This is a genomic window from Pantoea sp. X-Soil-OKNW-713 (assembly GCF_059730685.1).
On sequence record NZ_AP035995.1, the window covers coordinates 3,000,856 to 3,015,123 of the forward strand.

Sequence of the window (14,268 nt, forward strand, 5' to 3'; positions counted from 1 at the left end):
ATCATTGGGTAAAGGCCAGGCGCAAAGCTAGCGCACTCAGAGTTACCAGCAGCACTGGCAGTGTCATCACAACACCCACCCGGAAGTAGTAACCCCAGCTAATCTTGATGTTTTTCTGATCGAGTACATGCAGCCAAAGTAACGTAGCGAGACTTCCAATGGGTGTGATCTTCGGCCCCAAATCGCAGCCAATTACGTTGGCATAAATCATGGCTTCTTTGATGACACCTTCCGCCGTGCTGGCATCAATTGAGAGCGCACCGATCAAAACAACAGGCATATTGTTCATCACAGATGAAAGTATCGCCGTAACTAAACCAGTGCTAAAGGTGGCACTCCATACCCCCCCGTTTGCAAAGGTATTCAACAGCAAGGTGAGATACTGGGTGAGGCCCGCATTTTTCAGACCGTAGACGACCAAATACATCCCCAGTGAGAAAATGACGATCTGCCAGGGTGCGCCTCGCAGAACTTTCCCTGTGTTAATAGCATGACCGCGTTTAGCCACCGCAAATAGCGTTAGCGCACCAACCGCCGCTATTGCACTGACAGGAATACCGAGCGGCTCAAGGAGGAAGAAACCAACCAACAGCAGAACCAACACCAGCCAGCCCATTTTAAATGTCGCAGGGTCTTTGATGGCTTCAGCCGGGGACTTTAGCAGGGAAAGATCGTAGTGGCTGGGAATCTCCTTGCGGAAGAAAAGATGCAGTACGATCAGCGTGGCAATGATGGCAGCAAGATCAACCGGCACCATGATTGACGCATAATCACTAAATCCCAGTTGGAAAAAATCGGCAGAAACGATGTTAACCAGATTGGAGACTATCAGCGGCAAACTGGCGGTATCCGCGATAAAGCCTGCCGCCATAACGAAAGCCAGTGTCGTTCCTTTGCTGAACCCCAATGCCAGTAGCATCGCGATAACAATAGGTGTCAGAATCAGCGCCGCACCATCATTAGCGAATAATGCAGCAACCGCAGCACCTAACAGGACGATATACGTAAACAGCAACCGCCCTCGCCCGTTACCCCATTTGGCGACATGCAAGGCACACCATTCGAAAAAACCCGATTCGTCCAACAACAGGCTGATGATTATTACTGCGATAAACGCAGTCGTTGCGTTCCAGACGATATGCCAGACAACCGGAATGTCATGTAACTGGATGACCCCGGTCATCAACGCCAGAACTGCGCCTATCGACGCGGTCCAGCCGATGCTAAGTCCGCGAGGTTGCCAGATGACAAAAATGATGGTGAGAACAAATATTGCGCCTGCCAGTAACATTAAAATCCCCTGCTCTGAAAATACATATGTTTTTATGAATATGTTTTAACGGCCGCACACATTTGCGTTGGCACTTTTGAATGATTCACGTAATTCATCACGCTGACTGCTCCAGGCAGTATCTATTATCGACGCCGCCCAGGCTGGCATATGAGGCGATAAACGGTAGTGAATCCATTTACCCTCACGACGATCCAACACCAAACCAGCATCTCGCAGTAACGCAATGTGGCGTGAAATCTTCGGCTGGGATTGACTTGTAAAAGCACACAGGTCGCACACACAGAGTTCTCCAGCCTCACGCAACAGCAAGATGATTGTTGTGCGTGTCTCATCAGCAAGGAGTTTGAAAAGTTGAACTGGCTGCATCAGTGATGTTTCCTGATAATCATTTAACACATATGTTAAATCATATATGTTTAATGTAAAGGCAGATTTTATTCACTGGGGGAACATTACATATCGTTATTTCCAGCCCTTGATGCTGAACATTTTGTTCAATTCACAGCCTGATGATGTTCCAGATACACATCCGAAAGTTCAGGAATTGCACAGCATGGTGGGATGGAATACTGGAATGGTTGGGGTCCGGATGAAAGTGGAACATCCGGGCTTTCATCATTTTTGTTTCGGTCAGGTGAATCACCCTCAATCGGAGGTTCAAATCCTCTCGTGCCGACCAAAATTCCCAATAAAAAAGCAGCCATAAGGCTGCTTTTTTTATTTTCTGCTATCCCTCATTCACCCAGATTCGCATCTCGCCTTCCCCTCGATTCGCCCAGCTAAACCAGGGAATAAAGGTCAATGTTTGTGTCTGATGGGTGGCAGGAGAGCGATCATAATGCCATAGCGCTTGTTCTTCCGGCGAACTCGCACTGTGTTTGCTGCCTTCAGCCTGGATCAACACCTTGTGCGCAAACAGCCCTTTACCTTCAAAAGTGCGGAAGGTCGCCGTTTGCGGTAACCACAGGTTATGCAGTTCCTCACCGTTATCGGCCTGTTCAAGACAATAGACCAGTGGCCCGCGCTGGATCGCCACTTTGCCCGCCACATGACGTACCAGCGGATTGCCATAGACGCGACGTACCGGCATCGGCAACGTCAGGGTTAAAGTATCGCCCTCCTTCCAGTAGCGGCTAATATGCAGATAACCTTTCCGGGCCTGACCTTCCACTGCCGAACCATTCAGCATCACCTGTGGCGCATCGCACCAGTCCGGCAAGCGTAATGCCAGCGTGTGCTGAATGGGTTGCGGGGAATCAATGGTGATGGACACCTGCTCCTGCCACGGGAAATTGCCACCGATGCGCAAGCGCAACTTATCCTCACCCACCGGCAGTTCAAGGCTATTGCCGACATACAGATTGATATACAGCGCATCTTCGCGTGGCGTATAGATGTAATGACCGAGTGAAGTCAGCACGCGAGCAATATTGGGTGGACAACAGGCACAACCGAACCAGCGCTGGCGCACCGGTTTTACGTGGTCATAGATATGGTTTGCGCTGAGGGTTTTCGGATGAACTTCCAGCGGATTGACGTAGAAGAAGTGTTTACCATCCAGCGCCATCCCCCCCAGCACGGTGTTATATAACGCCCGCTCCATCACATCGGCATATTGGCTGTCGGCCTCCATCTCCACCATGCGACGGGCAAACATCATCAGGCCAATCGACGCGCAGCTTTCGGCATAGACGCTGTCGTTCGGTAAATCGTAATCACTGCTGAAAGCTTCACCACTGCTTTGCGAACCGATACCGCCGGTGATATATAACTGGCGCTGGGCCATGTTATGCCACAGGCGCAGGCAGTCCTGACGTTTCGCCTCATCCTGGTTGAGTCTGGCCAGGTGCGCCACCCCGGTCATCAGATAGACGAAGCGCACTGCGTGGCCAATCGCCGTGTGTTGTTCGGCAATCGGTTGATGCGCCTGACTGTAGGCTTTGTCTTTTACCATCCATGCGGGGCCATAGGTATTCCAGTAAGAGGTCTTGCCACGCTTTTCGTACTCGCTATCGTAAAAATGCGGCTGCGCGCCACGCTGCTCAACGAAGTAGTTCACCAGCGTCAAATAACGCGGCTCCCGGGTCACTTCATGCAGACGCATCAACGCCAGCTCGATTTCCGGATGTCCCGGATAGCCGTGCAACTGGGTATCACCCGGCCCGAACACGCTGTCGATATGGTCTGCAAGTTTACACACCACTTCCAGCAGTCGGCGCTTGCCGGTGGCCTGAAAGAAAGCGACACCGGCCTCGATCATGTGTCCGGCACAGTACAGCTCATGACACTCCGCGAGGTTAGTCCAGCGTTCGTTGGGCGCTTTGACAGTGAAGTAAGTGTTAAGATAACCATCGTCACACTGGGCGGCCGCCACCAGTTCAATCACCTCATCAGCGGTTTTCTCCAGTTCTGCATCTGGCCGCTGGCACAGCGACCAGGCAACCGCCTCCAGCCACTTCGCCACGTCGCTGTCCTGAAACACCATGCCGTAGAACTCTCCCTGCTGTAACCCGGCAGCGATACGGAAATTTTCAATCGCATGGCTGGGATCGGCTTCGGCAATCCGATCGTTCAGTGCCTCCCATTGATAGGGGATCACAACATCACGCACCAGTTGCTGATACTGACCGAGGAACGGATCGTTAATTTTGAGCTGATGCAGATCGACTTCCATTACAGACATAACGTTCTCCTTAAGACTGGACATGGCGAACACGCAGATCGCTGGCAATGCGCGCCATCATGGGATTTTTGAGTTTGCAGGCGAGAATGGTGAACGCCAGCAGCAGGTGGAATAAGGCAGGCAACAAGGTTTCCATGCTGGTGATGCCGTGCAGAGATGCCGCCGTCTGGTTAGCTGCACCAGGTTGATAGGCGACGAAAATAAACACCAGGCTGATGATGCCGGCACTGGAGGCCCAGGCCAACTTGATGAAAAACAGGTTAAAGGCGAAGTTCATCCCCGAAGAACGTACGCCGGTTTTCCACTCGCCGTAATCATCGGCAAAGGCCATCAGTGAAAAATGCAGCGGCAGCGTGAAGCCAAGGATAATCCCATTGCCAAGGATCACCACCAGCCAGAGGGTTTGCCACGCCGGACCGGTGGGCAGGAGCCACATTACTACCGCCAGCGCAGCCAGCACGATGTTGGTCCAATAATACAGCCTGACGGTATCCACGCGTTTTGACAGCGGGCTGACCAGCACCGAGCCAAGAATCGAAGCAAAGGTCACCATGGTAAAAAACAGCGAGGTGTAAGCGGTACTGCCCTGCAACACGTAGGTGATGAAGTACATGTAGCCGCCCCCGCGAATGTTGAACACATTGATCAGCAGGAACGACATCAGCAGCATCAGCAGCAGTTGGTCATTTTTGCGCAGCCCTGCCAGATGTTCCCGCAGGGTAAATTTCCCCATACTGTCCAGCGAGACACGCTCACGCACCCAGAAAAAGCAGCACAGGAACATCACCACCGCCACGCTACACAGGATACCGACACCGAGCTGATATCCCTGCGCCGCATTGCCGTTGCCCAGGGTCGATACCAGCCACGGCAACCCCACCGATACCAAAAAGCCCGCCACACCGCACAGCACAAAACGCCATGACTGGCAGGCAATCACTTCGCTGTGGCGGCTGGTCATGGTGTTGATCAATGCGCAGTACGGCACGTTAATCGCGGTGTAGCTGACGGAGAGCAGCAGATAAGTACCAAACGCCCAGATGATCTTCATATTCATACTGACGTCAGGGACGGTAAAGGTCATTACGCCGATAATGCCAATCGGTACCGCGATCCACAGCTGCCACGGACGGAAACGTCCCCAGCGACTTTGAGTACGGTCTGCCACAATGCCCATAATCGGGTCGGACACGGCATCAAACACGCGCAGCGCGATAAACAGCGTCCCGACCAGCGCAGGTGTCAGGCCAAACACATCGGTATAGAAAAATGTCAGGAAATTCATGATCAGGCAGGTGATCACCGTGCCACCGGCATCACCCAGCCCGTAGCCGATTTTCTCACGCAGAGAGAGCGAATCACTCGCTGCCTGCTGCGTCAATTCGGTGTGGGTAATCGGGGAAGAAGTCATTGCAAACTCCTCATCAGGGTCAGAGTCCATTACCCGCATCAGGGCGGGCTTATTTTCAGGTACGGATTTATTCTGCCCGGAATATGCCGTGCAACAAGGGAAGGGAAAAGTATAAAAAAGGGGTAATTCCGACCTGATTGACAAAGTGTGAACTGGATCGAGCGAATGAAGATTTTATGATTAATAATCAATAAGAAATCGTATTTTACATGACATGAAAAGCGGAAAATTGAATATCAATGCTCGAATTATCCATAGCGTTTCCGATTCAGGTGCAAAATGGCGGGTTGTTCATTTCGCGTGGGGTAGGAAGCCATCCGGCACGGATTCTGACCTCGTGGGAAGTCATCTTTGTTGAACGAGGACAACTGCAAATCCGCGAAGACGATCGCCTGTTCACCGTCCAGGCAGGAGAGAGTTTGCTGCTGCGACCCGGCCATCGTCATGTGGGTGAAGGGGCATTTCCTGCCGACCTCAAATTCTACTGGTTGCATTTTGACTGGCTGAAAGCCACATCGGCAGCCGGGTTACATGCGACACTGCTGAACATCCCGCAGCACACACGCGTCAGCGATCCCCAATACGTCATTTCGCTGTTTCGTCAGTTTCTCAGCGAGCAGGAAAACATTCATCGCAGCATCGCGCTGGAGTGTATTTTGTTGCTGATCCTGCAACAAATTGCCGCGCCCGGCCCGCAGGAAAGCACCAATGACAGTCCCGGCCTGGCGTTGGCGTGGAAAGCCAATCAGATCATCCGCACGCAATTCCACCTGCCGCTTTCCACATCATCACTGGCAAAAGAGTTGCACTGCAACGCGGATTATCTTGGGCGTGTCTATCGCCGCACCTTTCGCCTGACGCTGACGGAGGCCCTCCACCGCCAGCGCGTTCTGATGGCGGAAAAATTGCTGATCAATAATTCGCTGTCATTAACTGAGGTGGGACGGCAGTGCGGATTCAACGACACCAGCTACTTTCGTCAGATTTTTCGTAAACATACCGGGCTGACCCCAGCAAGCTGGAAACGCCGCTACTGCAAGGAGCACATTAACTCCTGAGCGCAAAATAGCGTTGTGGCGTCATGCCCAGCACCTTGCTGAACATGGCAATCAATGCGCTGCCGTTGCAATACCCCTGCTGTTGAGCGATCTCTTCCACCGACACTCCCTGGGATAGCTGATTGATGGAGGTCATGATGGTTAACTGCTGCCGCCACTGCGCAAATGTCAGGCCCGTATGCTGGCGAAACAAACGGGCAATGGTACGCGACGTCGTGCCGGCACGCAGGCTCAGGGTTGCTAGCGTTTGGTGGTTACCGGGCTGCGTGGTCAGCATCCCGGTGAGCGCCAGCAATCTCGGCTCGGTCACCACCGGCAGACACCCCACCGTGGCCGCAGGGGCCTGGCTTAATTCATTGCATAGCAGCGGCAGAATCAGTGCATTGCGCGCCGGGTGCTGCGCACTGAGTTCGTTGACCAACTGATGCACCAGGGGCGTCACCCGCAGCGGGCACACTGCTTCGATACATTTCTTCTCACCGGTTTCAGACAGGTAGAGATTATGGGTTTGCGTCCCCGCCTGAGCATGGGTTTGATGTGGCAGCCCCGAAGGGATCCATAGTCCACGCCAGGGGGGCAACGTCCAGCTTGCCTGCGCGGTGTGAATGGTGATGGCACCACGACTGCACCAGGTCAACTGTACCGTTGCGTGGGAGTGCCAGGCCTGCGCCTGCTCACGGGCATAAAAATAGGAAACCGCGGTAGGTACCGAGGTTGCACTCAGCATCTCAGGCTTCAGTTGCGGAATCTGACCTTTCATCACCCCTCTCGCCGGATACCTGAAAAACGCGTAACGATTTGTCGTTTGCGACAACCTTTGTCGCATTTTCAGGGTTAGTTATAAAGACACAGATTAGCAGACATCCGCCATCTTTTAATAAGAAATAAAATCATTATCATTCGCCTTCTCCTGGTCAGGATTACCCGTTACGCTGCCCTTTCCTTATCGTAACGCGAGTCAAAAAAGCCTTATCCAGTATGCACTTTTTAATGGTGAGCATTTCTTTAACTTATTCAAAGATAGGGAAAATTGATGTGCAAAATGACAGGCATGAGCAAAGCGCCTTTCGCACTCAGCATGATGGCGTTAATGCTAATCGCATGCAGAAGCAGTGCCGCCGATCAGCAAATGGTGGTGACCGCCAACGCGCAGAATAACCCGCTACAGCACATGGATGGCAGTGGCGTCGTCGCCACCAGCACCACCAGTGCCACCAAAACCGCCACCCCGAAGATTGAGGTGCCGCAATCAGTATCCAGCGTGACGCGTAAGCAGATGGATTTGCAGGCCGCACAAACCGCCGCAGAAGCGCTGCGTTATACCTCCGGCGTGGTTTCAGAGATTCGTGGTGCATCCAGCAGTGGCGCCGGGTATATGTTCAGTCGCGGTTTCTATCTGGAACAGTTCCTTGACGGTGCTCGCATGCCGAGCGACAGCAGCTTCGGCTATGCCATCGCTAATTATGACACCTATGGTTTTAGCAACATTGAAGTGCTGCACGGCCCAGCCTCGGTGCTGTACGGCCAGGTGAATCCGGGCGGGGTGGTCAATCTGACCAGCAAAAAACCCACCGAGACGCCAGTACACGAGGTGTTTGTCACCGCAGGCAACCATGACCATCTGCAAACCGGCTTTGACGTTGGCGGTAAGGCCAACGATGACGGCACCCTGCTCTATCGCCTGACGGCCAGCGCCACCGACAGCAAAACCCAGGTGGATGACACCCGCCAGAAGCATGTGTATGTCGCGCCAGCCATCACCTGGAAGCCGAATGACGATACTTCACTGACGCTGCTGGCGAAGTATCAACGTGATCCGGATGTGGGTTACTACAACTTTGTCCCGGCAGTTGGCAGCGTGTACAGCGGCCCGCATGGGAAAATCTCACCGCAGACCAACCTTGGCGATGCCAATTTTGATCACCATTCACGCACCCAGTTCTCGGTTGGCTACGAATTCTGGCATCGTCTGAACGACAGCCTGATGATGCGGCAAAATGTGCATTACAGCGACGTGAAAGATAACCTTGAGAATGTCTTCACCAACGGCTACGCCAGCGGCTCTGACCGGGTATTGAATCGCTACGCCTTCTTTAACCACGAACAGGCGAAAACGCTGTCCGTTGATAATCAGTTAGAAGCGGAGTTCAATACTGGCGCGCTGTCGCACCAACTGCTGTCAGGCGTCGATTTCCAACGCGTGCTGTATCGCGAAACCGTCGGTTTAGGTGCCGCGTCAACCATTGATGCCTTCGCCCCGCAATACAGCGACATCGCCATGCCAGCCACCAGTTCGGACGACCATATTCGCCAGAAACAACTGGGCGTATATACCCAGGATCAGATGCGCCTGGGCAACTGGAGCTACCTGCTGGGTATCCGCGAGGATTGGGCACATGCGGATGATGTCAATCCGGTGACTGACTCTTCCACCGAACAATCCGCCCGTGCCTTTACCTGGCGTACCGGGTTGGTATATCAGTTTGATAATGGCATCGCGCCCTATGCCAGCTTTGCCAAATCCTTTATCCCGCAGGTGGGTACCCTGTATGGCGGCGGTATGGCGCAACCGACCACCGCTAATCAATATGAAGTGGGGGTGAAATATCAGCCAACTGGCTTCAACGGCTTTATCACTACCTCATGGTTTGATTTGACCGAGAAGAACGTACTGACCAGCGATCCTGTGCACTCAGGCTACGATACTCAGGCAGGTAAAGTCCGGTCAAAAGGGGTTGAAGTTGAGGCTCACGCCAACCTGACGACAAACCTGACGCTGATCTCCGCCTATACCTGGCTGAATGCCGTCACCATCGACTCCAACGACAGCGCCACCACGCTGGACGGCGGCACAACCTCGATGCAAGGCAAACGTCTGTGGGGAATGCCGCGCAATACCGCCTCAGCCTGGCTGGATTACACCTTCCATCAAGGCGCATTGCAGGGCTTTGGTATCAATGCCGGGGTGCGTTATATCGGGGCCAGTAAAGATACCTCCAACACCATTCGTGTAGCCTCTGCGACGGTGATGGATGCCGGTATCCACTACGACACCGGTGCGCACTGGCTGTTCAGCCTGAATGCCAGCAACCTGCTGGACCGTCACTATGTTGCCTCTTGCTACAGCGCCTCGACCTGCACCTATGCCGCAGGTGCTGACGTGCTGGCAACGGCGCGCTACCGCTGGTAATGAGATGAGAAGACGCACTTTTCTGCAAACGATCGCCTTGCTCCCGCTAGCGGGTATGGCGTGTCGGGTTGGTGCGTCTTCTCTGCCCGCTCCCCGTTTAGTGGTACTCGACTGGGGACTGGTGGAAACGCTGCTGGCCATCGGGGTGGTCCCGGTTGGCGTCGCCGAGATCGCGGGTTACCACGACAATGTGGTGACCCCGGTAATCCCGGCACAGGTTCCCGATGTTGGATTGCGCCTGGCACCCAATCTGGAGTGGCTACAACAACTGGCACCGGACTATATCCTGATCAACTCCAGCCAGGAGTCACAGCGCGCAATGCTGGAGCGTATCGCACCGGTACGCGCCTTTGCCATATACAGCGACAGTGGCACTCCGTATCAACACGCCATTACGGCAACCCATCAACTGGGTGAATTGTGTCAGCAACAGGTTGCGGCGGCACGGTTAATCGCTGAGGCGGAAAACGCGTTGCAGCCAGTGACCCAGTCGCGACAACCAGACATCCCCCTGTTCCTGATCCGCTTTTTCGATGCGCGCCATATCGGTATCTATGGTCAACACAGCCTGTTTCAGGATGTGCTGGATGCTTTAGGGCTTACTAACGGCTGGCACCAGACGACCGATTACTGGGGGATTAGCGTCACCGGGCTGGATAGTCTGGCGGTGAGGGATGACGCGCGGATCCTTTATTTTACCCCGTTACCCACCAATATGACGCACGGCCTGACAGACAATGCGCTATGGCAGGCTTTGCCTGCGGTACAGGCCGGCCATAGCGCAGCATTACCGGCGTTTTGGGGCTTTGGCATGCTGCCTTCTGCGATTCGTTTTGCCCAACAGTTATCCGCGGTGCTGGCAGCATGAAGCGCGGGTCAGCTATCGCGTTATTGTTGGCTGTGCTACTGAGCCTGCACAACCTGACACAATTGTTACCCGCAGCGCAGTGGCGCGCGTTGCTCCCCTGGACGGCGAACCCTGATATTCACCGGTTGTTGGTATTGCAGAGCTGGCTGCCTCGTCTGGCAATCAGCCTGTTATGCGGTGCCGCGCTGGGGCTGGCAGGCTTACTGTTTCAGCAAACGCTGCGCAATCCACTGGCTGAGCCAATGACACTTGGCGTTGCCGCCGGGGCACAACTTGCCCTGTCGTTGACCACCGTATTTCTCCCGCACTGGCTGGCAGCCAGTTCCTGGATCACCCTCGCCGGTGCGCTTATCGCTGCCGTGCTGGTACTGACGCTTGCGGCCTCGCGTGGGCTGGAACCCTCCAGGGTCGCCATTGCCGGGCTGGTGGTGAGTTTATTCTGTGGCTCGTTAATCACGGTGCTGCAATTGTTATACGCCCCGTATTTGCACAGTTTATTTATCTGGGGGGCTGGCTCACTGGTGCAGCAGGGCTGGGGCAATGTCCGTTTGCTCGGTGGACAATTGTTGGTCGGCTGGCTGCTGGCGCTGATGTTATGTCGTCCGTTGCAACTGCTGGGGTTAGGAGATATGCACGCCAGCAGTCTCGGCTTGCCCAGTCGCTACGCGCGGCTGGTCGGATTTTCGCTGGCAGTCCTGCTGACCGCCGCAGTAGTCAGTGCCGTGGGAGTGATTGGCTTTGTCGGGTTGGCTGCGCCGGCGCTGGCACAGTTACTCGGTGCCCGCCGTCTGGCACAGCGATTACTGCTGGCCCCGATATGTGGCGCGCTATTACTGTGGGCCACCGATCAGGCAGTGCAACCGTTCGCCAACGCATTGGGGGAACTGGTGCCAACCGGTGCCGCGACCGCGCTGTTTGGCGCACCGCTAATCCTCTGGTTGCTGCTCAGAATGCGCACCCCGTCAGTACCGTTCAGCTCGGTTAATGCTGCCGTTGAGGGGGCACAGGTTGCGGATGGTCGATTGTATCTGCTTAGCCTAACGCTGTTTCTGTTACTGGTGCTGACTCTCCTGCTCTCGCTGGTTTTTGGCCGCGCGCCCAACGGCTGGAGCATGGCGTCACTGTCCCCGCTGTCGCCACTGCTGCCCTGGCGCTGGCCACGCTCCCTGGCGGCTTGTGCCGCCGGGATGATGCTGGCTGCGGCAGGGGTGCTGCTACAACGCTTTAGTGGTAATCGGCTGGCCAGCCCGGAGATGATGGGGGTCAGTGCCGGGGCGGCGTTGGGAATGCTGGCATTAACCCTGGTGACCGGCGAGGTGTCGCACAGTTTGCGTTTTGCCGTTACCAGCGTCGGGGCACTGCTGGCGCTACTGATGATTTTGTCTTTCTCGCGTCGTCACCATTTCGCAGCCGATCGCGTGCTGTTGGTCGGCGTCGCCATCAGCGCGCTGTTCCAGGCCCTGGTGGCAACCATCATCGCCTCCGGAGACGAACGTGCCGTGACATTGTTGAGTTGGCTCTCTGGTTCAACCTACACCATCATGCCTGGCGATGCCGTAACCGCGCTACTGCTGGCGTTGACGCTCAGCGTGCTGACGGGGTTGTTCCGTCGCTGGATGATGATTCTGCCGCTCGGCCCCACCTGTGCCAGTGCGGTGGGTATCGCGCTGGCGCAAACACGTCTGCTCACGCTGGGTTTGATCGCCATGTTGACAGCAGGGGCTACGCTTACCGTCGGTCCGATATCCTTTATTGGTCTGACCGCCCCGCATATTGCCCGCCTGCTGGGTGCCCGTCGCCCCGGCCAGCAGTTACTGCTGGCCATTCCCTGCGGTGCACTGATGATGGTGGTGGCCGACTGGATCGGGCGCAACCTGCTGGCACCACAGGAACTTCCGGCAGGGCTGGTTGCTACCTTGCTCGGTGCCCCCTACATGATGTGGTTATTCACCCGCCGCGAGAGTCGCTCATAACGACGGGCGTTGCGCCAGCCATTCCTCGCGCGTGATTTCCCAATTGCCCGCCAGCATTTCTCCACCAACAAAGGCTTTGCTGAAGGTTTCAATCAGTCGCATCCCGCTGCGTTCCGAGATCCGTCGTGACGCCTGGTTATCCATCGCTTTTGGCACGCGTAAACGGGGTTGTTGCAGGGTCTGAAACCAGAAATCCGTCACCAGAGTACAGGCTTCACTCATCAATCCTTGCCCCTGCCACTCCGGTACCAGCCAGAAACCACGGTTATCTTCATCACCTGCGCGTAACGAGATCAGGCCGATTAGCCGATCCGCATCCGAGCGATGACGCAAGCTCCAGTGCCATGCCTGTCCCGCGACCATAGCCGGTAACGCGACCTGATCAACGAAAAAACGGGCGCCGTCCGACGGATAGGGCCAGGGCACCGCATTGGTTAAATGACGCACAATTTCCCAGCGCGGAAAAACCTGTTGTATCTGGATAGCATCGTCGCTTTGTAAGGGTTCAAGTAGCAAACGCGGGGTAGTAAGCCGGGGTACTGTCATCTCAACCTCCTGTTGGGGAACTGCTTAAGCTTTATCAGAAAAAAATCAGTTTTAACAATGTTTTTACCCAAAACATCAGTCAGTTACCGTAAGCAATCAATATGGACCAGGATCACACTTTTGGCAGATTGTGACAGCAATTCATCTGACTGAAACAAAACTGTCACAGACATCCCCTACCTTATAGCTTCCTGTTTTTCGATGGAAAACCGATATGGTCATCAAAGCAAAAAACCTGCAGGACGCTGAAGAACTCCTGCACTCCGGTATCAGCAAAGTCGAACTGGCTTACGATATCGGTAGCGACGATTTCTTCCGCCTGGCGTCTCGCTGGTGCGATCGCGGAGCGCGCATCAGCAAAGGCCATCAGCATTTTGTGGTATCGATCAAGAGTTTTGCCATTCCCCCCAATGACTAAAGACGGTGAGCGCTGAGCTTGCCCTCTCTCCGGCTGACTGATTAAATAGCTTTTTCCGTCAGCCGTGATTCTCTATGTTTACCTTCTCCTCACCGCTTGCTCTCCCAGATTCACCTTTTTTCACTGCTGCCGGTTTAACGTCTGGATCTCTGCTGCTGGCCGGGTGTCAATTCGAGCAACAGCACTGGCAGGCCGATCTGCATCAGCGCTGGCAACTCCCCCTACCCGCCGCGCTGGCAAACGCTGTGGTCAAACGTAAGTCGGAACACCTCGCCAGCCGCTGGCTGGCGCGTGAAGTGTTGCTGCAATTGGGCGTGGAGGACTTCGTGCTGCGTAATGCGGCGGATCGTTCCCCCTGCTGGCCTGCTGGCATTCAGGCTTCGCTGTCGCACAGCCATAATCAGGTGGTGATGGCGGCCACGCGAGAGCCGCTGTGTGTCGGGGTGGATGTGGAACAGGTGATGAGCAACGATACTGCCCGGGAAACGGCAGAAATGCTGATGAACACCCAGGAACGCCAGTTGCTGGAACAACTGGCGCTTCCTTTTGCCCAGGGGGCGACGCTGCTGTTTTCCCTGAAGGAGAGTCTTTACAAAGCGCTGTGGCCGCAGTTACATCAGCCAATGGATTTCTTGCAGGCCGCACTGTGCGAGGCCGATCTGACCACCGGTAGCGCCGTACTGCGCTTAACCGCCGATTTTGGTAATGGATTTGATCAGGACGTTGCTTTGCAGGCGCGTTTTTGTTGTGAAGCGCAACGCATTATCACGCTGGTGACTCACCCGCTTGCCGGGCAATAAAAAACCGGCTCAGAACCCTCCAGAGCC

At 54.9% G+C, this 14,268-nt stretch carries 12 protein-coding genes; 6 read left to right on the forward strand and 6 right to left on the reverse strand.

Annotated features, from left to right (window positions below):
• Position 1: 1 nt before the first annotated feature.
• From AC6I8R_RS14085 to AC6I8R_RS14100, 4 genes are all read right to left on the reverse strand, one after another.
• A complete protein-coding gene (locus AC6I8R_RS14085) occupies positions 2-1,291 on the reverse strand; it encodes an arsenic transporter (protein ID WP_497832488.1) in 1,290 nt (429 codons plus the stop codon).
• Positions 1,292-1,336: 45 nt separating this feature from the next.
• Entirely contained in the window at positions 1,337-1,660 is a 324-nt protein-coding gene (locus AC6I8R_RS14090) for a metalloregulator ArsR/SmtB family transcription factor (RefSeq protein WP_235056597.1), read from the reverse strand.
• A 361-nt stretch (positions 1,661-2,021) separates the two neighbouring features.
• Complete coding sequence (locus AC6I8R_RS14095; RefSeq protein ID WP_497832489.1) at positions 2,022-3,977, reverse strand: glycoside hydrolase family 127 protein; 1,956 nt, start codon at positions 3,975-3,977, stop codon at positions 2,022-2,024.
• Between the two features lie 10 nt (positions 3,978-3,987).
• Entirely contained in the window at positions 3,988-5,388 is a 1,401-nt protein-coding gene (locus AC6I8R_RS14100) for an MFS transporter (protein WP_497832490.1), read from the reverse strand.
• A 239-nt stretch (positions 5,389-5,627) separates the two neighbouring features.
• Here AC6I8R_RS14100 and AC6I8R_RS14105 point away from each other — a divergent pair, with 239 nt between their 5' ends.
• Entirely contained in the window at positions 5,628-6,446 is an 819-nt protein-coding gene (locus tag AC6I8R_RS14105; RefSeq protein WP_021185033.1) for a helix-turn-helix domain-containing protein, read from the forward strand.
• Here AC6I8R_RS14105 and AC6I8R_RS14110 read toward each other — a convergent pair.
• On the reverse strand, positions 6,436-7,206 hold the full coding sequence (locus tag AC6I8R_RS14110; protein ID WP_497832491.1) for an AraC family transcriptional regulator: 771 nt from the start codon (positions 7,204-7,206) through the stop codon (positions 6,436-6,438). The genes AC6I8R_RS14105 and AC6I8R_RS14110 overlap by 11 nt on opposite strands.
• Positions 7,207-7,479: 273 nt before the next feature.
• On the opposite strand from AC6I8R_RS14110, the gene AC6I8R_RS14115 reads away from it, so the two are divergent.
• Genes AC6I8R_RS14115 through fhuB form a run of 3 tightly spaced genes read left to right on the forward strand, consistent with a single transcriptional unit; the run spans position 7,480 to position 12,477 of the window.
• On the forward strand, positions 7,480-9,636 hold the full coding sequence (locus AC6I8R_RS14115) for a TonB-dependent siderophore receptor (protein ID WP_021185035.1): 2,157 nt from the start codon (positions 7,480-7,482) through the stop codon (positions 9,634-9,636).
• Positions 9,637-9,640: 4 nt separating this feature from the next.
• Positions 9,641-10,504, forward strand: coding sequence for an ABC transporter substrate-binding protein (locus AC6I8R_RS14120; RefSeq protein ID WP_497832492.1), 864 nt, complete (start codon positions 9,641-9,643; stop codon positions 10,502-10,504).
• Positions 10,501-12,477, forward strand: coding sequence for a Fe(3+)-hydroxamate ABC transporter permease FhuB (gene fhuB, locus AC6I8R_RS14125; RefSeq protein WP_497832493.1), 1,977 nt, complete (start codon positions 10,501-10,503; stop codon positions 12,475-12,477). The genes AC6I8R_RS14120 and fhuB overlap by 4 nt, the downstream gene beginning before the upstream one ends.
• Here the strand turns inward: fhuB and AC6I8R_RS14130 are convergent.
• Positions 12,472-13,023, reverse strand: coding sequence for a GNAT family N-acetyltransferase (locus AC6I8R_RS14130; protein WP_497832494.1), 552 nt, complete (start codon positions 13,021-13,023; stop codon positions 12,472-12,474). The genes fhuB and AC6I8R_RS14130 overlap by 6 nt on opposite strands.
• A 214-nt stretch (positions 13,024-13,237) precedes the next feature.
• On the opposite strand from AC6I8R_RS14130, the gene AC6I8R_RS14135 reads away from it, so the two are divergent.
• The gene (locus tag AC6I8R_RS14135; protein WP_013509840.1) at positions 13,238-13,441 is read left to right on the forward strand and encodes a hypothetical protein; all 204 of its coding nucleotides are present in this window, start codon (positions 13,238-13,240) and stop codon (positions 13,439-13,441) included.
• Positions 13,442-13,515: 74 nt separating this feature from the next.
• Positions 13,516-14,241, forward strand: coding sequence for a 4'-phosphopantetheinyl transferase family protein (locus AC6I8R_RS14140; RefSeq protein WP_497832495.1), 726 nt, complete (start codon positions 13,516-13,518; stop codon positions 14,239-14,241).
• Positions 14,242-14,268: the final 27 nt, after the last annotated feature.